The following is a 24,318-nucleotide window of genomic DNA, read 5'->3' as shown; positions in this document are numbered from 1 at the left end:
GCTGCTCTCCCCATCGGAGGAACCCCCGCGGTGCATGCACACCGCGGGGGTTCCTCCGTTCGGGCCGGGGTCCTGATTCCTAGCGTGGGCGTGTGAAGTCCGCATCCGATGCCGCAGGACGTGTGCGTCTGGGCATCGGCGCCGTCATCGTGCTGGCACTGCTGGTGTTGGCGGTGACGGTCGTGGTGGGGGTGCTCCGGAGCGCCGCGGTGCCTCCGCCGGTCCCGGTCGCGACGCCCACCGCAGCGGCAGACGTCTCAGAGGTCTATGTGCACGTCTCGGGTGCGGTTGCTGCGCCAGGGCTCTACGTGCTGGCGTCGGGCTCGCGGGTCGCCGACGCGATCTCGGCGGCGGGCGGGTTCGGCGAGAACGCCGACACGGCCGCGGTGAACCTCGCCCGGCCCCTCAGCGACGGCGAGCAGCTCGTCGTGCTCGAGGTCGGGCAGGCGCCGCCCGCGGGGGCGGGCGGTGGCGAGAGCGCAGGCGGCGGCCCGATCAACCTCAACACCGCGGGGGTGGAACAGCTCGATGAGTTGCCGCGCATCGGACCGGCCATCGCGCAGCGGATCGTGGACTGGCGGGAGCAGAACGGCCCCTTCACGAGTGTCGACGATCTCCTCGGGGTGGCCGGGATCGGCGAGAAGATGCTCTCCGGTCTCCGCGATCTCGTGACGGTGTGATGGACCGGCGCGCGTGGCGGCTGGTGCCCGCTGGTGCCCTCTCCTGGATCGTCGCCGCTTTCGCGATCACGCGGCCGGAGACGGGGGCGGTTCTGGCTCTGCTGTGCGGTGGCGGTGCCGTGATGACCGCGATGACGGCGACGCTGATCCGACCATCGGGGCGGAAGCGGATGTGGACTCTCGCGACGCTCGCCCTGCTGCTGGCCGCGATCCCGGCGGTGTCGGTGGCCGCGCAGGATCCGTCCCGCGCAGCGGCGATCGAGGTGGGCGACGGACACCGGCTGAGCGGTGAGGTCACGATCGTCGGCAAGATCGAGGCGACGTCGCTCGGCTTCCGAACGGATGCGGTGACCGTGTCGGTCTCCGCCGGACGCGAGCCTGTCGCCGCCGGGGTGCCGGTGACGGTCTTGATGTCGGAGCGCCCGGACGGGGCTGAGATGGGCGCCGTCGTGCGGATCGACGGTGGGGCCTTCGCGGCCGGACCCGGCGACCGTGCCGTGCTCGTCGTGCGCGCCGAGCGGGTCGAGCTGGTGCGGCCGCCGGAGGGGGTGGCGGCCGCATCCGCCTGGCTGCGTGAACGGCTCGCTGCGTCGACGGTGGGGCTGCCCGCACCCGGTGCGGGCCTCATCCCCGGGCTCGCCGTCGGCGACACCGGCGGCGTCGACGCCGAGCTGGAGCAGCAGATGCGCGCCGCGTCGCTCACTCACCTCACCGCCGTCTCGGGTGCGAACTGCGCCATCGTGGTGGGGCTCGCATTCCTCCTCGCGGGCCGGTGCGGGATCGGGCGCACGGGACGCGTGGTCGCCGGGCTGTCGGCGCTCGGGGGCTTCGTCGTGCTGGTGACGCCCGAACCCAGCGTCGTCCGCGCGGCGACGATGTCCGCGATCGCCATGCTCGCTCTGCTGCTCGGACGGCGGGGGAGCGGACTCGCCCTTCTCGCTCTGGCTGTGTGCGTGCTGCTGGCCGCCGATCCGTGGCTGGCGCTGTCATTGGGGTTCGCGCTGTCGGCGGCGGCCACGGGCGCGCTGCTCGTGCTCGCCCCGCCTCTCGCACGGGGCCTCGGCAGGTATCTGCCCGCATCCCTCGCGCTGGCACTGGCCGTACCGCTTTCGGCGCAGCTCGTGTGCGGCCCCCTCATCGTGCTCGTCAGCCCCGGTGTCGCCGTATACGGGGTGCCCGCGAATCTCCTGGCCGCACCGGCGGCGCCGGTCGCGACCGTGCTCGGGCTGGCAGCGTGCCTCGCGGGACCCGTGCCCGTGCTGCAGGCGGGGCTGACCGCCCTCACCTGGCTGCCGGCGGCGTGGATCGCGGGCATCGCGGGTGCTGTGGACGCTCTGCCCGCGCGGACGTTGCCGTGGGCGGAAGGCCTCCCCGGGCTCGTCGGCCTCGTCGTGGTGACATCGGCCGGCACGGTGCTCCTGCTTCCGCCAGGACGAGCTCGCGTCGCTCGCGTCGCCCGCGGGATCGCGGCCGTGATGACCGCTGCCGTTGCGGCGGCGACGGCGGGCACCCTCGTGATCGCAACCGTCGTCGTTCCGCTGACGACGCCGCAAGACTGGAGCATCGCCATGTGCGACGTCGGGCAGGGCGACGCCGTCGTGGTCCGCTCCGCCGGCGCCGTCATGCTCGTCGACACCGGCCCCGAACCCGAGGTGCTCGCCTCCTGTCTCGCGAGGCTGGGGATCACGCGGATCGACCTCCTGGTGCTCACCCATTTCGACATCGACCACGTGGGCGGCCTCGACGGCGTTCCGGCGCCCGTGGGCGTTCTGATGCACGGTCCCGCCGACGAGCGAGAAGCCGCGCGGGTGCGCGCGGTCGGCGCGCGGGATGTCGCCGCCGCGGCAGCAGGGATGGAGGGCGCGCTGGGAGCTGCGCGATGGCGGATCCTGGGGCCGTCGGAGGACGCCGTGGCGCCGGGCAACGACGCGAGCGTCATCGTCGAGATCGGGGGAGGCGGGGTGCCGCGCACGCTCATGCTGGGCGACCTGGGTGCCGACGCCCAGCGGGCCCTCCGTGCGAGCGGACAGCTGCGGGCGCCCTACGACGTCCTCAAGGTCGCGCACCACGGCTCGGCGGATCAGGATGCGGGGCTGCAGCGCCAGGTCGCTCCGGCTCTCGCGTTGATCGGCGTGGGAGCCGGCAACGATTACGGGCATCCGCGAGCAGAGATCCTCGGCATCCTGTCGGCTCAGGGCACGACCGTGGCGCGCACCGACCTCGACGGCCTCATCCTCGTGGGGATGGACGACGGGCGCACGACAGTGTGGCGGGAGCGGACGGAGGCGGCGTCGGCCGCCCTCGGTAGGCTGGGAGGATGGCGATCCGAAAGTCCACCCCGACACGCAGTGCGATCCCGCAGCAGTCGTGGCGGACCCCGGAGCCGGCGCCGATCGTGCTGATCTCCGGCCCGGAGGAGGTCTGCGCGGAGCGCGCCACGGCCAGGCTCCGCGACTACCTCCGTGCCGAAGACCCGAGCCTTGAGATCTCCGACATCGACGCATCCGACTACACGGCCGGAACGCTCCTTTCCGTGAGCGCGCCGTCGCTGTTCGGCGAGCCGCGACTGGTGCGCATCCGCAGTGTCGAGAAGTGCTCCGACGCGTTCCTTTCGGAGGCACTGGCCTACCTGGAGAACCCGCAGGAGGGTGCCACGGTCGTCCTGCGTCACACCGGCGCGAGTGTGCGGGGCAAGAAGCTGCTGGAAGCCATCAGGTCCGGATCCGGCGGAGGCGTCGAGGTGGCGTGCCCCGCCATCAAACGCGATTCCGACCGGTACGACTTCGCGGCGAGCGAGTTCCGCGAGGCGGGCCGACGCATCGTGCCCGCCGCGTTGCGCGCGCTGGTCGGGGCGTTCTCCGACGATCTGACGGAACTCGCCGCGGCCTGCCAGCAGCTGGTGAACGATGTCGAGGGCGACATCACCGAGCAGATCGTCGAGCGGTACTACGGCGGTCGCGTGGAGACCTCCGCCTTCACCGTCGCCGACACGGCGATCGCCGGTCGCTACGGAGAGGCGCTCCTCGCGCTGCGGCAGGCACTCGACTCCGGTGCCGACCCGGTTCCGATGGTCGCGGCGATCGCGATGAAGCTGCGCACGATGGCCAGAGTGGCCGGCACACGTGAGCCGTCCCGGCAGCTCGCGACACGGCTGGGCATGAAGGACTGGCAGGTCGACCGGGCGCGCCGCGATCTGTCGGGGTGGACCCAGGACTCGCTCGGTCTTGCGATCCAGGCGACCGCGCGCGCCGACGCCGAGGTCAAGGGCGGCTCCCGCGACGCCGTGTTCGCACTCGAACGCCTCGTCACGGTCATCGCCACGCGCGCTCCCTACGCGGCCTGAATCCCGTCCGCGACAACGACGAAGGCCCGCCGCGACAGCGACGGGCCTTCGAGGAGGAAGCGGCTCAGAGAGCGGAGACCTGCTTCGCGATCGCGGACTTGCGGTTCGCGGCCTGGTTCTTGTGGATGACGCCCTTGCTGACGGCCTTGTCGAGCTTCTTGGTGGCCGTGACGAGCGCCTTCTCAGCGGCGGCCTTGTCGCCACCGGCGACAGCCTCGCGGGTGCGACGCACCGCGGTCTTCAGCTCGCTCTTGACGGCCTTGTTGCGCTCGTGCGCCTTCTCGTTGGTCTTGTTGCGCTTGATCTGCGACTTGATGTTTGCCACGTGTGGTGAACTTTCGTTTCGGAGTCTGCTCGGAAGTTGCCGGTCAGCGGTAGAGGGGCGCTTCGCGGCGGTCGTGAAGAGCGGGAAAACCCTTCACGCGCAAGCCAAACAAGGAGTCTACCAGACGGGGTCTTTCGCGCCCGCCTCGATCGTGGCGACGGCGAGCGCGATCACCGCGTCGAAGACCTCGGGGCGCATCGCCGACACGAGATGGCTCGTGCGGGGGATGACGATGAGCTCCGCGTGGGGCGCGATGCGCTGGAAGAGACGCTCGCTCACGCGCAGCTGATCGTACTGGCCGTTGACGAACCACAGGGGTACGCGGATGCGGGAGAGTGAGGCCAGCACGTCGAGCCGTGCGAGCTGTGCGAGCGCCCCGTCCTGGGCGTCGAGGGCGTAGCCACCCGCGCCGAAGTCGTCGCGGGTGTGCTCGGGGAGCGTCCGGGAGAGCACGTACCGGGTCAGCCGCATCCCGCGATCGGGGAGCGCGTCGAAGCCACGGGCCAGCGTTCGGTAGGTGCGCAGTGCCAGCCCGCGCGGCACCGCGGTGCAGGATGCGGCGATGAACCCGGCGATCGGCGGGGGATCGGCCCGGCCCGCGTACTCGATGCACAGCAGTCCGCCCATGGAGTGGCCGACCAGCAGAACAGGCCCTCGCTCGGCCGCGACGCGCACAGCACGATCGATCGTCGCGAACGCCTCGTCGAGGGTGAACGGCTCGGCCATGCGTGTGCCGTGACCGGGAAGGTCGACGGCGGTCACGCCGATGCCCGCGGCTGTCAGGCTCTCCCGCTGGGCGCGCCACATCGACGCGGACGTGCGGATCCCGTGCACGAGCACCACCTGCACCGTCATCGCTCCAGCCTAGGCTCGGGCGGGCGGCTGCTCCCCGTAGAATCGACGGAACATGTCACCGCGCGCCCTCAAGCCCCTGCAGCCGTCCGCGACTCCGCCCGAGCTGATCCGCAACTTCTGCATCATCGCCCACATCGACCACGGCAAGTCGACGCTGGCCGACCGCATGCTGCAGATCACCGGCGTCGTCGCCGACCGCGACATGCGCGCGCAGTACCTGGACCGGATGGACATCGAGCGCGAGCGCGGCATCACGATCAAGAGCCAGGCCGTGCGGATGCCGTGGGCCGACGCGAACGGCACGTACGCGCTCAACATGATCGACACCCCCGGGCACGTCGACTTCACCTACGAGGTGAGCCGATCGCTCGCGGCGTGCGAGGGGGCGATCCTGCTGGTGGACGCGGCGCAGGGCATCGAGGCGCAGACGCTCGCGAACCTGTACCTCGCGCTCGAGAACGACCTCACGATCATCCCGGTGCTGAACAAGATCGACCTGCCGGCGGCGGATCCCGAGAAGTACGCCGCCGAACTCGCGGGACTCATCGGCGGCGACCCTGCGGACGTGCCTCCGCGTCAGCGGCAAGACGGGCATGGGTGTCGAAGCCCTGCTGGATCGTATCGTCGAGCGGATCCCCGCACCCGTCGGAGACCCCGCGGCTCCGGCACGCGCGATGATCTTCGACTCCGTCTACGACGCGTACCGCGGCGTCGTCACCTACGTCCGCATGGTCGACGGCAAGCTCGAGCCGCGCGAGCGGATCCAGATGATGTCGACCAAGGCCACCCACGAACTGCTCGAGATCGGCGTCTCCAGCCCCGAGCCCGTCCCCACCAAGGGCCTGGGCGTCGGAGAGGTCGGATACCTGATCACGGGCGTGAAGGATGTGCGCCAGTCGAAAGTCGGTGACACCATCACGAACCACCGCAAGCCCGCCACCGACGCGCTGCCCGGTTACACCGACCCCAAGCCCATGGTCTTCTCGGGCATCTACCCGATCGACGGCAGCGATTACGCGGAGCTGCGCGAGGCGCTCGACAAGCTGAAGCTGTCCGACGCATCGCTGCAGTACGAGCCGGAGACCTCCGTCGCGCTCGGCTTCGGCTTCCGCTGCGGATTCCTCGGGCTCCTGCACCTCGAGATCATCACCGAGCGCCTCTCGCGCGAGTTCGGCCTCGACCTGATCACCACTGCGCCCTCCGTGACGTACGAGGTCATGACGGACACGGGGGAGACGGTCACCGTCACCAACCCGAGCGAGTACCCGGACGGCCGGGTGGCCGAGGTCTCCGAGCCGGTCGTCAAGGTCGGCATCCTGCTGCCCAAGGATTACGTCGGCACCGTGATGGAGCTGTGCCAGTCGCGCCGCGGAACGCTGCTGGGGATGGACTATCTCAGCGAGGACCGCGTCGAGCTGCGCTACAACATGCCGCTGGGTGAGATCGTCTTCGACTTCTTCGACCACCTCAAGAGCCGCACGCAGGGCTACGCGAGCCTGGACTACGAGCCCGCCGGTTCCCAGACGGCCGACCTCGTGAAGGTCGACATCCTCCTGCAGGGCGAGAAGGTCGACGCCTTCAGCTCGATCGTGCACCGAGAGAAGGCATACGCCTACGGCACGATGATGACCGAGCGGCTGCGCAAGCTCATCCCTCGTCAGCAGTTCGAGGTTCCGATCCAGGCCGCCATCGGCGCGCGGATCATCGCCCGCGAGAACATCCGCGCGATCCGCAAGGACGTGCTCGCCAAGTGCTACGGCGGCGACATCACGCGTAAGCGCAAGCTGCTCGAGAAGCAGAAGGAGGGCAAGAAGCGCATGAAGATGGTCGGACGCGTCGAGGTGCCCCAGGAGGCGTTCATCGCCGCACTGTCGGGTGACGTCGAGACGAAGAAGTAGGGGATTCACATTCGGATCGTGCATCCAGGCCGGCTCGGTACGCTGGAGACCATGCGCCGTGGGACCTTCCGGGACGAGACCGTCGACTACGCCGCCGTCGGGGCGACGCAGGCTCCCGACCTCCTCCAGTACCCGCCGGAGAAGAGCATCCCCGCACAGGAGTCGTGGAAGCTGGGCAGCGGCGAAGAGCGCTTCCGCTCGGCGGGCGACGCGCTGCTCTCCTGGAGTGCCCTCCGCGACGGCGGCATCTCGATCGCAGAGGTGCGCCCCGCATCCGACCCGAGCTACTCGGGCGTCTCGTTCGACGACGAGGGCCAGCCGATCGCCCCCAGTCGCCTCGATGCCGACCAGCGCTTCGATGCCGACGGGACACCGTACGTGGCCGCCGGTTCATCGGTGCATGTGCGCGGGCGCGTCGGCGGCTACCGCGTCGACGCGGAGCTGCGGGTGATCTTCGTCGTCGAGGAGAAACGACGCATCGGGTTCGCGCTGGGCACGGTGCGCGACTCGGTGGTGAGCGGCGAGGAGTCGTTCATGATCGAGTGGCGCGGCGACGACGAGGTCTGGTTCACCGTTCGTGCATTCGACCGCCCGGTGGCGCCGCTCTACCGCCTTGTCCCCGCGCTCGTGCGCCGCCGCCGCCGCGAGCTCTTCGGCCGGTACCTGCGCGCGATCTCGCCCATGTACACGACCCCCGCCTGATGGCCCCATCCGTTCTTCCCGACGGCGACATCGCACCCGCCGACGGCGCTCTCCCCGAGGGCACGGTGGTGGATTCCGGCACAGACTTCGGTGTCTACATCCACGTTCCGTACTGCCGTGTGCGCTGCGGATACTGCGACTTCAACACGTACACCGCGGATGAGCTGCGCGGCCACCGACGGGACGACTACCCGGACGACCTGAGCCGCGAGATCGCCCTGGCGACCCGGGTGCTGGCAGACGTTCCGCGGCCGGCGCAGACCGTCTTCTTCGGCGGGGGCACGCCGACCCTGCTGTCATCGGCGGCGCTGGGTAGCATGTTGCATGCCGTGCGCGAGGGCTTCGGCATCGCAGAAGGCGCCGAGATCACTGTCGAGGCCAATCCGGATTCCGTGACCCCCGCGTCCCTCGCCGAACTGGCCGACGCCGGAGTGACGCGGGTCTCGATCGGCATGCAGTCGAGCGTCCCGCACGTTCTGGCCGCTCTCGACCGCACGCACGACCCCGCCAACGTGGCAGCGGCCGTCGCCGGGGCACGGGCGGCCGGGCTCGATGTGAGCGTCGATCTGATCTACGGCGCCCCGGGGGAGTCTCTGGCCGATTGGCGAGCCTCGGTCGACGCCGCCCTCGCGCTGGAGCCGGATCACCTCTCCGCCTACGCGCTCATCATCGAGGACGGCACCAAGCTCGCCCGCCGCATCCGTGCCGGCGAGGTCCGCGCGCCGGACGACGATCTGCAGGCCGAGATGTACGAGCTCGTCGACGACGCGATGGCGGATGCGGGCTACGACTGGTACGAGGTCTCGAACTGGGCGCGCGGCGCGAGGCATCGTTCGCGCCACAACCTCGCCTACTGGCGCGGAACCGACTGGTGGGGGTTCGGTCCGGGCGCGCACAGCCACGTCGCCGGCGTGCGCTGGTGGAATGTGAAGCACCCGGCGGCGTACGCGCAACGACTCTCGCAGGGCTCGTCGCCCGCGGCCGCCAGGGAGGTTCCCGATCAGGAGGCGCGCACGCTCGAGCGGATTCTGCTCGAATCCCGCATCCGCGAGGGCCTGCCGATCGAAGCGGTCCCGAGCGATCGGCGCAGCGCCGTGGCCGGACTCATCGCCGACGGGCTCGTCGACGGCGCGACCGCTCTGCGCGGTCGCATCGTGCTCACGCGTCGCGGCCGGCTGCTGGCCGACGCGGTCGTCCGCGCGCTGACCGACTGACTCAGCGGGTGAGCGCCGCGAGCACCTCAGCGCGCGGCAGCGGCACATCCTCCGTCGAGGTGTCGTAACGGCGCACGAGCTGGCCGTCCCGGAAAGCGGGCCAGCCAGGATCGCCGGTCTCGGCGAAACGGATCCAGTCGGCGTGCATGCGCGTGGCCAACTCCTGCGGGGCACCGGTCCCCGCCATCGTGATCGCGCCCGAGTCGCCCAGCGCGTCGAAGACGAAGCCGATTTCCAGAGCGTGCGCGGCGCGAAGATCGCGCACCGGGCTCGGCCAGGCGAACTCGTACACGAATGTCGGCGCGCTGCGCGCACGCGCGACCTCGATCGCCGGCTGTCGGACGGCCAGATCCGTCAGGACCTGTCCGATGATCTCTCCCGGAGAGGCGTCGCGGAAAGCCGCCCGGTACTCGCGCCAGACGCCCCGCGGGAGACGCTTCGCGAGCGCCAGAAGTGCATACGTGCGGCGCGAGAGCTTCGCGAGTGCCGCCGCGGGGTACCAGAGGCGGTACTCGTCGGTGTTGGTGCCGATGATGACCGGAAGGTCGGCATCGACGAGGGCGCGGCGCGGGTTCTCCGGCAACGTCGTCGGGTCGATGGTGGCGTTGAAGCCCGGTGCGGCCTTCAACAACGTGGACGACGCCGTCAGCTCGTCCCTCGCGGCGACGAGTCGCTCCGGCGAGATCGTTCGAAGGGCCTCGGCGGTGGCGGGCGTGCCGAGCTTGCGCGCGATGTCCTGTGTCGGCCGGGCGGCGCGCTCGGCCGATACGGCGTCCAGCGGTCCCGACTCGATGACGGCCCCCGCGAGGAGCGGGCGCAGGTCCTCGCGAGCGAGAAGCGCGGCGACCACGGCGCCGCCGGCCGATTCGCCGAAGATGGTGATCCTCGAGGGATCGCCGCCGAAACGGGCGATGTTGCGGTGGGTCCATCGCAGGGCCTCGGCAGCATCAGCGAGTCCGACATTGCGAGGCGCGTCCGGCAGGACCGAGAAGCCCTCGGCGCCGAGACGATAGTTCGCCGACACGAAGACGACTCCGTCACGCGCGAACGGTGTGCCGTCATAGGTGCTGATGGCGCTCGTACCTCGTTCGAGCGCCCCGCCGTGGACCCACAGCATCACCGCGGCGCCGTCCGCATCCGCGGGCCGCCACACGTTGACGGTCAGGATGTCGTCGCCGGGGATGATCGTCGATGCGAGGAGCTCGCCGACGAACCCGGGATAGGGCGACTGTGGCGATGTGGGCCCGAAAGCCGTGGCCTCGCGCACGCCCTCCCAGGCCGCGACCGGCTCGGGGAGAGCGAAGCGCCGTGCTCCGACCGGGGGCTGTGCGTAGGGGATGCGGAGGTAGCGCTCGATCCCCTCGAAGCGGGTTCCGGATACTGCTCCGGCCTCGGTGTGGACGACGGGATGGGACATGCGACCTCCTCTCGAGAGTCTACGGGAGGCCTTCCGGCGACTCGCCTCCCGAGCGCGCTAGAATTGGCACTCCCAGACCTCGAGTGCCAGGAGGGAGTGCGCATGGTCAGCGATCGGGGACTCGACGTGCTTCGGGCGATCGTCCAGGACTACGTCGAGACGCGCGAACCCGTCGGCAGCAAGTCGATCGTCGAACGTCATTCGTTCGGCGTGTCCGCGGCGACGATCCGCAACGACATGGCGCTGCTCGAGGACGAGGAGCTGATCACCGCACCGCACACGTCGTCCGGCCGGGTGCCGACCGACAAGGGCTATCGCGTGTTCGTCAACCACCTCGCCGAGCTGCGCCCGCTCACGAGCGCCCAGCGCTCGGCGATCACGGCGTTCCTCGGGGCTCCGGCGGATCTCGATGACATGCTGGGGCGCACCGTCCGCGCCCTGACCCAGCTCACCGGTCAGGTCGCCCTGGTGCAGTATCCGTCGTTCGAGCGCGCGAGCATCACGCACGTCGAACTCGTCCACCTCGGTGGCTCGCGCCTGGTCGTCGTGCTCGTCACCGACACCGGTCGGGTGTCGCAGCGTCTGATGGCGGGGCCCGAGCCGCTCGATGAGACGGATGTGGCGACGCTCCGCGCGCAGGTGTCGGTCCTCGTCACCGGGAGGCCCGTCCGCGAGGGCACACAACGCGTCGCGCAGGCTCTGGCCGAGACGTTGACCGACAGCCGGTCCGATAGAGCCCTCGGTGCGCTCCTGCGCACCGTGGGTGAGGAGCTCGACGAGTTCCGGCAGGATCGGCTGGTCATGGCGGGTACCGCCAACCTCGCCCGGGCAGAGGGTGACTTCCGCGGCAGCATCTACCCGCTGCTGGAAGCGATCGAGGAGCAGGTCACGCTGCTGCGTCTGATGGGCGAGATGGTGGCCGACGAGCAGGGACTCGCCGCATCCATCGGCCGCGAGAACGAGGCGTTCGGACTCGTCGAGGCGTCGGTGGTGGCCAGCGATTACGACACGACCGGGGGGCAGGCGCGCGTGGGCGTGCTCGGGCCCACCCGAATGGACTACTCCAGCAACCTCGCGGCCGTCCGTGCCGTGGCTCACTACCTGAGCCGTCTGCTGGAAGAAGACGAACGCGCGCGCTGAGCGCGCGCGAGACGATTCCGCGGCACGCGGACGGGAAGGCTGAAGTGGCAGACCACTACGAAGTACTCGGGGTGCCTCGCGATGCATCGCAGGATGACATCAAGAAGGCGTATCGCAAGCTCGCGCGCCAGCTGCATCCCGATGTGAATCCCGGTGAGGACGCGGCGGAGCGGTTCAAGCTCGTCACGCACGCCTACGACGTGCTGAGTGACAGCGAGCAGCGTCGCCGATACGACATGGGCGGCGACAGCGGCGGGTTCGGCGGGGCGCAGGGCTTCGGCGGGTTCGGCGACATCTTCGACACGTTCTTCGGCGGCGGCGGCGCAGGACGGGTACGCCCGCGCTCGCGCACCGAACGGGGCCAGGACGCCCTCGTGCGCGTGACGCTGGAGCTGCGAGAGGTGATCTTCGGAGCGCACCGCGACATCGAGGTGGACACCGCCGTGCTCTGCGAGACGTGTGAGGGCGGGTGCTGCCAGCCGGGTACGTCACCCGTCACGTGCGACATCTGCCACGGCAGCGGCCACGTCCAGCGCACGGTCCGGAGCCTGCTCGGCAACGTCGTCACCAACCAGCCCTGCGCGACGTGCCAGGGCTACGGCACCACGATCCCTTACCCGTGCGCGACGTGCCAGGGCCAGGGCCGGGTGCGTGCGCGGCGAACGGTGTCGGTCGACATCCCCGCGGGCGTGGAGACGGGCCTGCGGCTCCAGCTTCCCGGCTCCGGTGAGGTGGGCCCTGCGGGCGGCCCCCACGGCGACCTGTATCTGGAGATCACGGTCGCCGCCGACGAGGTCTTCAGCCGCGACGGCGACGACCTGCTCGCGACCCTCGACGTCTCGATGCCAGACGCGATCCTCGGCACCACGACCCGGATCGAGGCGCTGGACGGCCCCGTCGACCTCGAGCTGCGCGCGGGTGTCCAGGCGGGCGACGTGCTCACGATCAAGGGCCGCGGCATCACGCCGCTTCGCGGCAACCAGCGCGGCGACCTGAAGATCGGCGTTCACGTGGTCACGCCGACCCGCCTCGACCACAAGGAGCGGGCTCTCATCGAGGAGTTCGCCAAGAAGACGAAGGCGCCGGCTCCCCGCCTGTCGGAGTTCCAGCAGGGCCTGTTCGCCAAGCTGCGCGACCGCTTCCGCAACGGGTGATCCGATGGCGCTGCACTTCCTCCTCGACGATGCCTCCGACGCGCATCCCGGCCGTACGGTCGTGCTGACCGGAGCCGAGGCGCACCACGCCGCCACCGTGCGGCGTGTGCGCGTCGGCGAGGAGGTGACGATCGGCGACGGGCGAGGCGCCTGGGCGACCGGAACGTGCGTGAGCGTGGCGCCGCGCGAGGTGGTCGTCGAGATCCATCGGCGCGAGGACGTCCGCGCCCCTGCGCCGCGCCTGGTCCTCGTCCAAGCGCTGGCGAAGGGCGACCGCGATGAGATGGCGGTGCAGGCCGCGACGGAGCTCGGCGTTGCCGAGGTCGTGCCGTGGCAGGCCGCTCGCAGCGTCTCGCGCTGGGATACGGCCAAGGCGGAAAAAGGTCGCGCCCGCTGGACGCAGATCGTCCGCGAGGCCGCCAAGCAGGCCCACCGCGCGTGGGTGCCGGAGGTGAGCGAGGTGCGCACGAGCGCGCAGATCGCGCAGCGTGCCGCGGCTGTCCCGACGCTCGTGCTGGAGCCGGGTGCGTCCCAACCGCTCAGCGCTAGGATGCGGGAGCTGCGGGATGCCCCGGAGATCGTCCTGGTGGTGGGGCCCGAAGGCGGCATCGACGCCGCCGAGCTCGACACGTTCGCTGCGGCGGGCGCGCATCCGGTCCGGCTCGGAACCGGAGTGCTGCGCACATCGACCGCGGGACCGGCCGCGCTGGCAGCGATCGAGGCCCTCCTCGGTCGGTGGTGAACGCGCGCGCATAGACTGGAGGAATGAGCGAGCAGTCCGTGTTCACCCGCATCCTGCTGGGCGAGATCCCCGCGGAGATCCTCGTCGAGACCGAGCGCGTCTTCGTCATCCGTGACATCGCACCCCAGGCTCCCGTCCACCTCCTGGTGATCCCGAAGACACCGGACTACCGCGACGTCGTGTCGCTCGCGGCGCAGGCGCCCGATCTGCTGGCCGAGATGGTCGAGGTCGCAGGCAAGGTCGCCGCCGAGCACGCGGACGGCGACTTCCGCCTCGTCTTCAACACCGGTGCCGGTGCCGGGCAGACCGTGTTCCATGTACACGCCCACGTCCTCGCCGGCGACCTGGCGGAGGGGAGCGTCGGTGCCTGAGCAGCCTCAACCCGAAGCCGTCGAGAAGCTGATGGCCGACGGCATCGCCATGGTGCAGCTTCTCGGGCCGCAGGACCGCCTTCTGCGCGTGGTCGAGCGTGAGCATCCGGATGTCGACGTGCACGTGCGCGGTAATGAGATCACCCTCTCCGGCTCGGCCGCCGATGTCGCCGCGGCCAAGACGCTCGTGGAGGAGCTGCTGGTCATGACCCGCCGCGGACAGGATCTCGGTCCCGCCGACGTGGCGTCGTCGCGCCGCATCCTCGACACGGACGGTGGGATGCGTCCGTCCGAGGTCATGGGCGAGGCGATCCTGTCGTCGCGGGGCAAGGTCATCCGCCCGAAGACGCTCGGACAGAAGGCCTACGTCGACGCGATCGAGGAGAACACGATCGTGTTCGGCATCGGTCCCGCCGGAACCGGCAAGACCTATCTGGCGATGGCGAAAGCCGTCCAGGCGCTGCAGCGCAAGGAGGTCAGCCGCATCATCCTCAGCCGGCCGGCGATCGAGGCGGGGGAGCGCCTGGGGTTCCTCCCCGGCTCGCTGACCGACAAGATCGATCCCTACCTGCGGCCGCTCTACGACGCGCTCAACGAGATGCTCGACCCGGAGCTCGTCCCCAAGCTCATGGCCAGTGGAACCATCGAGGTGGCCCCCCTCGCCTACATGCGCGGACGCACGCTCAACGACTCCTTCGTCGTGCTCGACGAGGCGCAGAACACCACCCCGGAGCAGATGAAGATGTTCCTCACCCGCCTGGGGTTCGGAACACGCATGGTCGTCACCGGCGACATCACGCAGATCGACCTGCCGCAGGGTGCCTCCGGCCTCCGGCTGGTGACGCGGGTGCTCAAGGACATCGACGACATCCATTTCTCGTACCTCACGAGCGACGACGTGGTGCGCCACACCCTCGTCGGCAAGATCGTCGACGCGTACACCGAGTTCGACGAGAGACGCCTCGCGTCCCGGCGCGAGCGGGACGAGGCCAGCGAGCTCGCCAATCGTGCCCAGAGGCGCGGCGGGGCGCGCGACCACCTTCCGAAGCGAGGACGCTCATGACGATCGAGATCACCAACGAGTCCGGCATCGACGTCGACGAGACCGTGCTGTTGCGCCTCATGGAGAGCAACTTCTCGGAGCTGCACATCAGCCCGGACGCCGACGTCGCGATCCTCTTGGTCGACGAGGGCGCCATGGAGGCGCTGCACGTGCAGTGGATGGACGAGCCCGGACCGACCGACGTGCTGAGCTTCCCGATGGACGAGCTGCGGCCGGGTTCCGAAGAGGCTCCCACCCCTCCCGGTCTGCTGGGCGACATCGTGCTGTGCCCTCAGGTCGCCGAGACCCAGGCACGCGAGGCGAAGCCGCCGCATCCGATGCAGGACGAGCTCATCATGCTCACCACGCACGGGCTGCTGCATCTGCTCGGCTTCGATCACGCCGAGCCCGACGACGCGGCCGAGATGTTCGGCCTGCAACGCGATCTCATCGTCGCCTTCACCCTCGCCGAGCGGCGTAGGGCGCGGGGATGACCGCTGCTCTGCTGCTGACCGCCGCCGTTCTGCTCATCGCGTTCGGCGCTCTCATGGCCGCGATCGACGCGGCGTTCGGTGTCACCTCCCGCCAGGACCTCGTCGATCTCTCGGGATCCGGGCGCAACGCCGTGCCGCTCGGTCGCATCAGCGCCGACCCTGAGGCGCACGCCAACGCGGTGGCCTTCATCCGGGTGCTCGCCGAGACCGGCGCTGCCGTGCTCGTGACCGCCGCGTTCGACCAGCTGTTCGACAACGTCTGGTGGGCGATCCTGGCGGCCGTCGTGCTCATGACGGGCCTGTCGTTCGTGGCTGTCGGCGTCAGCCCCCGCTCGGTGGGCCGTCGTCACGCCGAGGGCCTGCTGCGCGGAGCCGCACCGGTGATCCGGGGAGTCCGCATCCTCCTCGGTCCGCTCGCGCACGGCCTTGTCGCGCTGAGCAGCAGGGTCACCCCCGGCGGCGCACGCGGGGCATCCTTCGACACCGAGGAGCAGCTGCTCAGCATGGTCGACGAGGCGGCCATGCACGACCTCATCGAAGAGGACGACCGCGAGCTCATCCATTCGGTCTTCGAGTTCACCGGCACCTACGTGCGCGCCGTCATGGTGCCGCGCACCGACCTCGTCACGCTCGGCGAGGACGACACGGCGCGCGAGGCGCTGCGGATCTTCCTGGACACCGGCGTTTCGCGCATCCCCGTCCTCACCGCCGACGGCGAGGACGTCAGCGGCATCCTCTACCTCAAGGACCTCGTGCGCCGCGCGTTCCGCGACGAGCAGGACTGGGGTGCGCAGCCGGTGGCGCAGCTGGCACGCGTCCCCGTCTTCGTTCCCGAGTCGATGCGCGTCGAGCCGTTGCTGCAGCAGATGCAGCGCGACGCGGTGCACGTGTGCATGGTCGTCGACGAGTACGGCGGCATCGCCGGCCTCGTGACCCTCGAGGACGTCATCGAGGAGCTCGTGGGCGAGATCGCCGACGAGTACGACGCCCCGGCGACGGAGGTGGTCGAGCTCGGCCCGGACCGCTACCGCGTGAGCGCCCGCCTCGGCCTGGATGCGGTCGGCGAGCTGTTCGGCCTCGAGCTCGATGACGACGAGGTCGACTCCGTCGGCGGCCTTCTGGGCAAGGTCCTGGGAAGGGTCCCGCAGCCCGGTGCCAGCGTCACGTACGAGGGCCTCACCCTGACAGGCGGAGCCTCCCGCGGACGGGGACGCGGTCTCGCGACGGTCCTCGTCGAGCGCGCCCCGGAACCGCAGACGGATACCCGGACGGGATCGATCCCCGTGCCGGTGAAGGGAGAACGATGACCGACGAGCACCGCAGCGGTTTCGTGACATTCGTGGGCCGCCCGAACGTCGGTAAGTCGACGCTCACCAACGCGCTCGTGGGCGAGAAGATCGCCATCACGAGCGAGAAGCCGCAGACGACGCGCCGCGCCATCCGGGGCATCGTGAATCGGCCCGCCGGTCAGCTGGTCGTCGTCGACACGCCGGGATTGCACCGACCCCGCACCCTGCTCGGCCAGCGTCTCAACGACCTGGTCGAGGACGTGCTCGGCGACGTGGACGTGATCGCGTTCTGCGCGCCTGCGACGGAGAAGGTGGGCCCCGGCGATCGCCGCATCGCAGAGTCGCTGAACGGCTATCCCCGCGCGCGCAAGGTCGCCGTCGTCACGAAGACGGATGCCGCATCCCGCGAGCAGATCACCGAGCGGCTGCTCGAGGTGGATTCCCTCCGCGAGGACTGGGATGCGGTCATCCCGCTCTCCGCGCTGACGGGGGAGCAACTGGGCGTGCTCTCCGACGAGCTTCTCGCGCTCATGCCCACCGGACCCGCGCTGTACGACGCGGATGTGGTGACCGACGAGACCACGGAGGACCGCATCGCCGAGATCATCCGCGAGGCGGCGCTGGGTGATGCGCGCGAGGAACTCCCGCACTCCATCGCGGTCGTCGTGCAGGACATCGCCGAGCGTGAGGACTCCGATCTGACGGATGTGTTCGCCGACATCGTCGTCGAACGCGACAGTCAGAAGGCGATCATCATCGGACGCAAGGGTCAGCGCCTGCGCGATGTGGGCGCGGCGTCGCGCGCCGGGATCGAGCAGCTGCTCGGGCGCCGCGTGTATCTGTCGCTGCACGTACGCGTCGCCAAGGAGTGGCAGCGCGACCCGAAGCAGCTCGGGCGCCTCGGCTTCTGACCCGCCGGGTGTAAGCTGTCCGCATGCGCGCGGCCGTGCTTCTCCTTAGTCGCCGCGACGAGACCTCGATCTAGGGCCCTTCTCGTCGCGGAGCTCGTCGACGGCCCGCATCATCCGACGAGGAAAGCAGCCATGGAGAACACTCAGAAGCCGTCCGGCATGCCGACGCACAAGTACCGTCCGTTCCACGAGCAGATCCGTGTGGACCTGCCCGATCGCACTTGGCCGGCCAAGCGCATCACCGAGGCACCGCGTTGGTGCGCGGTCGATCTGCGCGACGGCAACCAGGCACTGATCGATCCGATGAGTCCCGAGCGCAAGCGCGTCATGTTCGATCTGTTGGTGCGCATGGGGTACAAGGAGATCGAAGTCGGCTTCCCGAGCGCGAGCCAGACGGACTTCGATTTCGTGCGGGAGCTGATCGAGAAGGACCTCATCCCCGACGACGTCACCATCCAGGTGCTGACGCAGGCGCGCCAGCACCTGATCGAGCGCACCTACGAGGCCATCGCCGGCGCCAAGCAGGCGATCGTCCACCTGTACAACTCCACGAGCGTGCTGCAGCGCGACGTCGTGTTCCGCACCGACAAGCAGGGCATCATCGATATCGCGCTGGAGGGCGCGCGGCTGTGCCGCGAGTACGAGAAGCGCGTGCCCGAGACCGCGGTGTACTACGAGTACTCGCCCGAGAGCTACACGGGCACCGAGCTCGAGTTCGCGGCGGAGATCTGCAACGCGGTGCTCGAGGTCCTCGAGCCGATGCCCGAGCGCAAGGTCATCATCAACCTGCCCGCCACGGTCGAGATGGCCACCCCGAACGTCTACGCCGACTCGATCGAGTGGATGGGGCGCAACCTCAATCACCGTGAGAACGTCATCATCTCGCTGCACCCGCACAACGACCGCGGCACCGCCGTCGCCGCGGCGGAGCTGGGCTACATGGCCGGGGCCGACCGCATCGAAGGCTGCTTGTTCGGCAACGGGGAGCGCACGGGCAACGTCGACCTGGTGGCTCTGGGCATCAACCTGTTCACGCAGGGAATCGACCCGCAGATCGACTTCAGCGACATCGATCAGATCAAGCGCACGGCAGAGTACTGTAACCAGCTGCCGGTTCCCGAGCGCAGTCCCTGGGCCGGAGACCTCGTCTTCACGGCCTTCAGCGGCTCGCACCAGGACGCCATCAAGAAGGGCTTCGAGGCGATGGCCGCCGAGGCCGCGGCGCGCGGCGTGTCGGTCGACGAGATCGAGTGGGCCGTGCCGTACCTGCCCATCGACCCCAAGGATCTGGGTCGCTCCTACGAGGCGGTCATCCGCGTCAACTCGCAGTCCGGCAAGGGCGGGGTGGCATACCTGCTCAAGACCGACCACGCGCTGGATCTGCCCCGCAAGCTCCAGATCGAGTTCTCCGGTGTCGTGCAGGCCAAGACCGACGCCGAGGGCGGCGAGGTCACGAGCGACCAGATCTGGTCGGTCTTCTCAGACGAGTACCTGCCTTCGGAGTCGGAGGACGCCCGCTGGGGCCGTTTCGAGCTTCTCGGCACGCGGACGTCGAGCGAGATGACCGGCGATGTCGAGCTGAGCGTTCGCCTGCGCGACGGCGACACCGTCGAGGATGCGACCGCGAACGGCAACGGCCCCATCGCGGCCTTCCTCGAAGTGCTGCGGACCCGTGGGTTCGACATCTCGCTGTACGACTACGTCGAGCACACCATGAGTGCCGGCGGCGACGCGCAGGCAGCGGCCTACGTCGAGCTCCAGGTCGACGGCGAGCGGCTCTGGGGCGTCGGCATCGACGGCGACATCTCGACGGCGAGCCTCAAGGCGGTCGTCTCGAGCGTCAACCGCGCGATCCGCACCCGCGAGCGCGAACTGGTCGCCAGCGCCTGATCCCGCACCCCCAGCTCCGCCCACCGCGAGACTGCATCTTCCGCACGAGATCACGGGTCATACCCGTGATCTCGTGCCGGAAGTGCAGCCTCGCGGTCGTTCACTCGGGTTCGGCGGCGGGGCGCACGATCGGGATCGCGGCCGTTTCCACCGCGACCTTGCGCCGGTACAGCATCCGCTGCTCCGGGAGCGACAGGTCGAAGACCACCGCGAGGATGCGGATGGTGGTCGTCACGGCGATGCCGACGATCGCCGCGGCGACGAGGTTCACGCCGAAGGCGTCCAGTGTGGCGAGGACGACGCATCCGGCCGCCGCGGCCACGGCGTAGAGCGACCCGACGTGCATGATGGCAACCGGCAGCCCCATGATCACGTCACGGAGCACCCCGCCGCCCACGGCCGCGCAGACCCCGACGAACACGGCCGGCACGACCGGAAGCCCCAGGGCGAGAGCCTTGCTCGTGCCGAAGGCGCCGAAGAGTCCGATGACGAACGCGTCGAGCGAGACGATGACGCGGTTCAGACGCTGGAAGAGACCCGCCAACAGCATGCCGATGAGGGATGCGGCCATCGCCGTGAGCAGATACCAGTCGCTCTGCAGGGTGGCCGGGGCCACGCCCAGCAGCAGATCGCGGATCAGACCGCCGCCCATCCCGAACAGGATGCCGATGATGGCGACGCCGAGCAGATCCAGACGACGCTGTCCGCGGAACCCGGACGCGAAGAGCGCGCCCTGCACCCCTCCGAGGGCGACGGCAGTGAGATCGGCCCACAAGGGGATCACGAAGAGCGGCTCGGTCACGCATCCATTGTCCCTGCTGGGCGGGATAATCGAGTGTGCCCACCTATCGCGACGAGGTCGTGGTCCTGCGCACCCACAAGCTGGGTGAGGCGGATCGGATCGTCACCATGCTCGGGCGCCGCACCGGCAAGATCCGCGCCGTCGCGAAGGGCGTGCGACGCACGTCCTCCCGACTGGGGGCGCGATTGGAACCGTTCATGGTCGCCGACGTTCAGCTCTACGCGGGCCGCTCGCTCGACATCGTCCAGCAGGCGGAGTCGCTCGGCACCTACGGAGCCGACATCGCCGGCGACTACGACAGCTACACCGCCGCGAGCGCGATGGCCGAGACGGCCGATCGGCTCGGCGACGCCGAAGCGTCCTCGTCGCACTATCTGTTGCTGGTGGGAGGCTTGCGGGCCCTCGCTCGCGCCGACCATGCGCCGCGCAGCATCCTCGACTCCTACCTCCTGCGCGCCCTCGCGCTCTCGGGCTGGGCCCCCGGCCTCGACGACTGCGCCCGGTGCGGTACGCCCGGCCCGCACAGCGCGTTCGTCGCGCAGGCGGGCGGCATGGTGTGCCGTTCCTGTGCGCCCGCGGGGTCGGCGCGCGTCGACGTCGAGACCACAGGCCACCTCCGCGCGCTGCTGACCGGCGACTGGGTGAGTGTGGATGCCGCGACCGAGCGGACGCACGCCTCCGCCTCCGGGCTCGTCGCCGCGTACGCGCAGTGGCACCTCGAGCGCGGCATCCGATCGTTGTCCCACGTGGAAAGAGCCCGATGAGCCCGAAGCCCTATACGCACCGGGATGCGGTGCCCTACCGCCCCGTCGACTGGACGGGCGAGTATCCGCCGGCGTACCAGCGGGGCGCGGTGCCCCGTCACGTGGCGATCGTGATGGACGGCAACGGACGGTGGGCGAACGGCCGCGGACTCACCCGTGTCGAGGGGCACAAGGCGGGGGAGGCGGCGCTGTTGGATGTGGTCGCCGGAGCGATCCAGGCCGGAGTCGGCCACCTCTCCGTCTACGCGTTCTCGACGGAGAACTGGAGCCGTTCGCCCGACGAGGTGCGCTTCCTGATGGGTTTCAATCGCGACGTGCTGCACCGCCGCCGTGACCAGCTCAACGAGTGGGGCGTGCGGGTGCGGTGGGCCGGACGTAAGCCGCGGCTGTGGGGCTCGGTCATCAAAGAGCTCCAGTACGCCGAAGAACTCACGCGGGACAACACGGTTCTGACACTGACGATGTGCGTGAACTACGGCGGTCGGGTCGAGCTCGTCGACGCCATGCGATCGATCGCGGATGATGTCGCCGCCGGGCGCCTGAGGCCCTCCGCCGTCACGGAGAAGCTCGTTCAGCGTCGGCTGTACCAGCCGGACATGCCGGATGTGGACCTGTTCGTCCGATCCAGCGGGGAGCAGCGCACCTCGAACTTCCTTCTGTGGGAGTCCGCATACGCCGAGTTCGTGTTCCTCGACACCCTCTGGCCCGACTTCGGCCGTCGGGATCTGTGGCGGGCGATCGACATGTACTTGGGCCGCGATCGCCGTTTCGGCGGCGCGGTCGACGCACCGCGCGCGTGACGCGGGCTCAGCCGATACCGAGTTCCGCATCCGTCTTCGGATAGGAACGCTGCAGCCAGGCGCCGAATCCCTTCCGAGCGAGGCAGGCGGTGTTGTCGGCACAGGCGATCACCGGGTCCTCCTTCGCGTACACGCGGTACGTGTCGACCTTGCGGTTGAGGGCGTCGCCGCTGAGGTTGACGGGCAGATTCTGCGACGGATATCCGACGAAGTACCGGATGGCGTCCGTGGGGTATCCGACGCTCTGTGCCGCCGCCCGTACGATCGCACCGGTCGCGCCGTGGTCCGGATGGTCGCCCTGGGTCAGGGGCGAGTTTGCGGGCACGTGGGTGAAGAGCCGGGTGGGAGCCCACGCCGAGATCGCCTCGGCCACGGTCTGCTGCAGCACGGCGGCGGTGAGCGGCGGTCCACCGTCGATGGGGGCGAGCGCGGGAATTGCGCCGGACTCGAGCTTCGGGATACTCCCGTGACCGGTGGCCACGAACCCGCCCGCGTCGAGGCCGCCGTCGGGGAGTCGGAGGAACGCGACGGTCAACTTGGGGTCTCCCTGTCGGGAGAACATCGTCACGTGCGCTCCCGAGAGCGTGGTGACGCTGGTCTCGTCCCAGAAGGCCTGCGCGCCGCGCATCGTGTTGTACGCGCGCAGGATGCCCAGCTCGCGTGAGCGCGAGTAGTTCGTTCCCTTCCCGGCGTCACCGGCGGTCAGGTACAGCGTGCGCACGCATTCGCCATTACTCACGGCCTCCTGCAGCGAGGGATTCGCGAAGATCAGGTCGTCGTCCTGGTGCGCCCACACCGACATCACGGTCGTCGTGTCGCACCCGAGAGCGAGTGGGGAGACGGGCGCCGGGGGAGGTGGCGGGATGTCGGGCGTCTGTACCGGAGTGGGCAACGGCGCGGGATCCGGTGAGTGGACCACCGACGGCGACGAAGTCGGCGTCGGCTCTGCAGCGAACGGGAAGGACGGCGGCAGTTGCGGCAGTACCACGGCCGCTGCCGTCGTGACTCCCACTGCCAGGACGGCGATGAGCGAGCTCACCCAGATGACGGTGCGGCGTCGCCGCTGTCGTGCGTGGCGCGCGTCACGCGCCGGGGTTCGGGTTCCCACGTGCTTTCCCCATGTTGCTCAGGTGCCGGCATACCCCCACGGCAGCCCCCAGAAGTCTCGCACAGCGCGCCCCCCTCGCACGGTCATTCTTCGCACCTTCTCAGCGTTCATCGCTCCCGCTCGCGGGCCAGCGGAATAGCGGGAGCCGTGCCGCCGTTGCTTACGTCATGACTGACCCGATTCGTATCGACGTGTGGAGTGACATCGCGTGCCCGTGGTGTTACATCGGAAAGCGCAATCTCGAGGCCGGACTGAAGGCCACCGCGGATGACGAGGATGCCCCGCGGGTGGAGGTGACCTTCCACTCGTACGAGCTTTCGCCCGATACGCCCGTCGATTTCCATGGCAACGAGGTCGACTTCCTCGCGGAGTACAAGGGGATGCCGCACGAGCAGGTTCGGCAGATGCTGGACCGCGTCACGGGCGTGGCGGCCGAGGCCGGTCTGGATTACCACTTCGAGAAGCTGCAGCACACGAACACGGTGCTCGCTCATCAGCTGCTGCACTTCGCGAAGGAGCAGGGGCTGCAGCGGGAGATGACCGAGCGTCTGATGGCCGCCTACTTCGTAGAAGGGCACCACGTGGGTCGTGTGGATGATCTCGTCGCACTGGCCGCGGAGGTCGGATTGGATGCGGATGCGGCGCGTGAGGCGCTGCAGAGCAACCGGTACCTGGATGCCGTCGAAGCCGACAAGGCGCAGGCGACGGCGTACGGGATCAACGCCGTACCGTTCTTCGTGATCGACGAGCGCTACGGAGTGAGCGGGGCGCAGCCGCCTGAGGCGTTCGCGCAGATCGCCCGTCAGGTCTGGGCCGAGCGGCAGGGCGCCGAGACGGCCTGACTCAGGCGGGCAGGTTCCGCTCGATGACCTCGACGATCGCCGGATCGTCGGGCTTCGTGGTCGGGCGGAACCGGTGCACGTCTCCGGCCGGGGTGAGCACGAACTTCTCGAAGTTCCAGAGGATGGGGCCGTGCTTGCCCTCCTCGTCCTTCGCTCGCTTGAGCGCCTTGTACAGGGGAGCGGCGCCTGGGCCGTTGACCTTCACCTTGTCGTTCACCGGGAACGTCACGCCCCATGTCGTCGAGCAGTACTCGAGGATCTCCTCGACGGATCCCGGTTCCTGGCCCATGAACTGGTTGCAGGGGAATCCGAGGACGGTGAATCCCCGCTCGCCATAGGTGCGCTGCAGCTCCTCGAGCTGCTCGTACTGCGGGGCGAGCCCGCAGCGGGAGGCGACGTTCACGATCATGAGGACGTTCTGTCCGTACTCGGCAAGGGTCTTCTGGCTGCCGTCTGCGGCGGTGAAGGGGATGCTGCGGAGGTCTTCGGCAGTGGTCGCGCTCATGAGCCTTACAGTACGCCGCCGCGCGGTCCC

The 24,318-nt window shown here is 69.6% G+C and carries 23 protein-coding genes and 1 pseudogene; 18 read left to right on the top strand and 6 right to left on the bottom strand.

What is annotated here, in order from left to right; all coding sequences use genetic code 11:
- Positions 1-92 precede the first annotated feature (92 nt).
- The 3 genes from QE377_RS00255 to holA are packed head-to-tail and all read left to right on the top strand — an operon-like array spanning position 93 to position 4,023.
- Complete coding sequence (locus QE377_RS00255; RefSeq protein ID WP_307318501.1) at positions 93-680, top strand: ComEA family DNA-binding protein; 588 nt, start codon at positions 93-95, stop codon at positions 678-680.
- Positions 680-3,082 carry a ComEC/Rec2 family competence protein gene (locus tag QE377_RS00250; protein WP_307325794.1) on the top strand — a complete coding sequence of 801 codons (2,403 nt, stop codon included), beginning with the start codon at positions 680-682 and terminating at the stop codon, positions 3,080-3,082. The genes QE377_RS00255 and QE377_RS00250 overlap by 1 nt, the downstream gene beginning before the upstream one ends.
- Positions 2,998-4,023, top strand: coding sequence for a DNA polymerase III subunit delta (holA, locus tag QE377_RS00245; protein ID WP_307318498.1), 1,026 nt, complete (start codon positions 2,998-3,000; stop codon positions 4,021-4,023). The genes QE377_RS00250 and holA overlap by 85 nt, the downstream gene beginning before the upstream one ends.
- A 64-nt stretch (positions 4,024-4,087) precedes the next feature.
- Here the strand turns inward: holA and rpsT are convergent, their stop codons facing one another.
- On the bottom strand, positions 4,088-4,348 hold the full coding sequence (gene rpsT / locus QE377_RS00240; RefSeq protein WP_137416832.1) for a 30S ribosomal protein S20: 261 nt from the start codon (positions 4,346-4,348) through the stop codon (positions 4,088-4,090).
- 117 nt (positions 4,349-4,465) lie between these two features.
- Positions 4,466-5,203 (bottom strand): alpha/beta fold hydrolase, encoded by a 738-nt coding sequence (locus tag QE377_RS00235; protein ID WP_307318493.1) that lies wholly within the window; start codon positions 5,201-5,203, stop codon positions 4,466-4,468.
- Positions 5,204-5,255: 52 nt separating this feature from the next.
- Between QE377_RS00235 and lepA the strand changes: the two are divergent.
- The 3 genes and pseudogenes from lepA (at position 5,256) to hemW (ending at position 9,017) form a co-directional block, all read left to right on the top strand.
- A pseudogene (gene lepA, locus QE377_RS00230) lies at positions 5,256-7,101 on the top strand (translation elongation factor 4).
- Positions 7,102-7,152: 51 nt separating this feature from the next.
- On the top strand, positions 7,153-7,803 hold the full coding sequence (locus tag QE377_RS00225) for a DUF1990 family protein (protein WP_307318490.1): 651 nt from the start codon (positions 7,153-7,155) through the stop codon (positions 7,801-7,803).
- Positions 7,803-9,017: a radical SAM family heme chaperone HemW gene (gene hemW / locus QE377_RS00220; RefSeq protein ID WP_307318489.1), complete on the top strand. Its 1,215-nt coding sequence runs from the start codon at positions 7,803-7,805 to the stop codon at positions 9,015-9,017. The genes QE377_RS00225 and hemW overlap by 1 nt, the downstream gene beginning before the upstream one ends.
- 1 nt (position 9,018) lies before the next feature.
- Here the strand turns inward: hemW and QE377_RS00215 are convergent, their stop codons facing one another.
- Entirely contained in the window at positions 9,019-10,434 is a 1,416-nt protein-coding gene (locus QE377_RS00215; protein WP_307318485.1) for a carboxylesterase/lipase family protein, read from the bottom strand.
- A 102-nt stretch (positions 10,435-10,536) separates the two neighbouring features.
- Between QE377_RS00215 and hrcA the strand changes: the two genes are divergently transcribed.
- The 9 genes from hrcA to leuA all read left to right on the top strand — a co-directional run bounded on the left by hrcA (position 10,537) and on the right by leuA (position 19,467).
- Positions 10,537-11,574 (top strand): heat-inducible transcriptional repressor HrcA, encoded by a 1,038-nt coding sequence (hrcA, locus tag QE377_RS00210; RefSeq protein ID WP_307318482.1) that lies wholly within the window; start codon positions 10,537-10,539, stop codon positions 11,572-11,574.
- 44 nt (positions 11,575-11,618) lie between these two features.
- Positions 11,619-12,728 (top strand): molecular chaperone DnaJ, encoded by a 1,110-nt coding sequence (dnaJ, locus tag QE377_RS00205; protein ID WP_307318479.1) that lies wholly within the window; start codon positions 11,619-11,621, stop codon positions 12,726-12,728.
- A gap of 4 nt (positions 12,729-12,732) precedes the next feature.
- Positions 12,733-13,470, top strand: a complete 738-nt coding sequence (locus QE377_RS00200) for a 16S rRNA (uracil(1498)-N(3))-methyltransferase (protein ID WP_307318476.1) — start codon at positions 12,733-12,735, stop codon at positions 13,468-13,470.
- A 23-nt stretch (positions 13,471-13,493) separates the two neighbouring features.
- Positions 13,494-13,841, top strand: a complete 348-nt coding sequence (locus QE377_RS00195) for an HIT domain-containing protein (protein WP_307318473.1) — start codon at positions 13,494-13,496, stop codon at positions 13,839-13,841.
- A gap of 31 nt (positions 13,842-13,872) precedes the next feature.
- Positions 13,873-14,904, top strand: a complete 1,032-nt coding sequence (locus QE377_RS00190; RefSeq protein ID WP_307325792.1) for a PhoH family protein — start codon at positions 13,873-13,875, stop codon at positions 14,902-14,904.
- Positions 14,901-15,377 (top strand): rRNA maturation RNase YbeY, encoded by a 477-nt coding sequence (ybeY, locus tag QE377_RS00185; RefSeq protein ID WP_234072993.1) that lies wholly within the window; start codon positions 14,901-14,903, stop codon positions 15,375-15,377. The genes QE377_RS00190 and ybeY overlap by 4 nt, the downstream gene beginning before the upstream one ends.
- On the top strand, positions 15,374-16,684 hold the full coding sequence (locus QE377_RS00180) for a hemolysin family protein (RefSeq protein WP_307318470.1): 1,311 nt from the start codon (positions 15,374-15,376) through the stop codon (positions 16,682-16,684). Before ybeY ends, QE377_RS00180 begins: the two co-directional genes overlap by 4 nt.
- Complete coding sequence (gene era, locus QE377_RS00175; protein WP_307318468.1) at positions 16,681-17,577, top strand: GTPase Era; 897 nt, start codon at positions 16,681-16,683, stop codon at positions 17,575-17,577. The genes QE377_RS00180 and era overlap by 4 nt, the downstream gene beginning before the upstream one ends.
- A 132-nt stretch (positions 17,578-17,709) precedes the next feature.
- Positions 17,710-19,467 carry a 2-isopropylmalate synthase gene (gene leuA / locus QE377_RS00170; RefSeq protein WP_307318466.1) on the top strand — a complete coding sequence of 586 codons (1,758 nt, stop codon included), beginning with the start codon at positions 17,710-17,712 and terminating at the stop codon, positions 19,465-19,467.
- 100 nt (positions 19,468-19,567) lie between these two features.
- Here the strand turns inward: leuA and QE377_RS00165 are convergent, their stop codons facing one another.
- A complete protein-coding gene (locus QE377_RS00165) occupies positions 19,568-20,269 on the bottom strand; it encodes a trimeric intracellular cation channel family protein (RefSeq protein ID WP_307318465.1) in 702 nt (233 codons plus the stop codon).
- Positions 20,270-20,304: 35 nt separating this feature from the next.
- Between QE377_RS00165 and recO the strand changes: the two genes are divergently transcribed.
- Both recO and QE377_RS00155 read left to right on the top strand, forming a co-directional pair.
- Positions 20,305-21,033, top strand: a complete 729-nt coding sequence (recO, locus tag QE377_RS00160) for a DNA repair protein RecO (RefSeq protein WP_307318463.1) — start codon at positions 20,305-20,307, stop codon at positions 21,031-21,033.
- Complete coding sequence (locus QE377_RS00155) at positions 21,030-21,833, top strand: isoprenyl transferase (protein ID WP_307318460.1); 804 nt, start codon at positions 21,030-21,032, stop codon at positions 21,831-21,833. Before recO ends, QE377_RS00155 begins: the two co-directional genes overlap by 4 nt.
- 7 nt (positions 21,834-21,840) lie before the next feature.
- Here QE377_RS00155 and QE377_RS00150 read toward each other — a convergent pair whose 3' ends face one another.
- Complete coding sequence (locus tag QE377_RS00150) at positions 21,841-22,941, bottom strand: PIG-L family deacetylase (RefSeq protein WP_307318457.1); 1,101 nt, start codon at positions 22,939-22,941, stop codon at positions 21,841-21,843.
- A 167-nt stretch (positions 22,942-23,108) separates the two neighbouring features.
- On the opposite strand from QE377_RS00150, the gene QE377_RS00145 reads away from it, so the two are divergent.
- Entirely contained in the window at positions 23,109-23,783 is a 675-nt protein-coding gene (locus QE377_RS00145; protein WP_307318454.1) for a DsbA family protein, read from the top strand.
- Between the two features lies 1 nt (position 23,784).
- Here the strand turns inward: QE377_RS00145 and QE377_RS00140 are convergent, their stop codons facing one another.
- On the bottom strand, positions 23,785-24,288 hold the full coding sequence (locus QE377_RS00140) for a glutathione peroxidase (RefSeq protein ID WP_307318451.1): 504 nt from the start codon (positions 24,286-24,288) through the stop codon (positions 23,785-23,787).
- Positions 24,289-24,318: the final 30 nt, after the last annotated feature.

The organism is Microbacterium sp. SORGH_AS_0862 (assembly GCF_030818795.1).
Taxonomy (GTDB): domain Bacteria; phylum Actinomycetota; class Actinomycetes; order Actinomycetales; family Microbacteriaceae; genus Microbacterium.
Note: the sequence above shows the minus strand (reverse complement) of the source record. Positions and strands in the feature narration are given on the sequence as shown.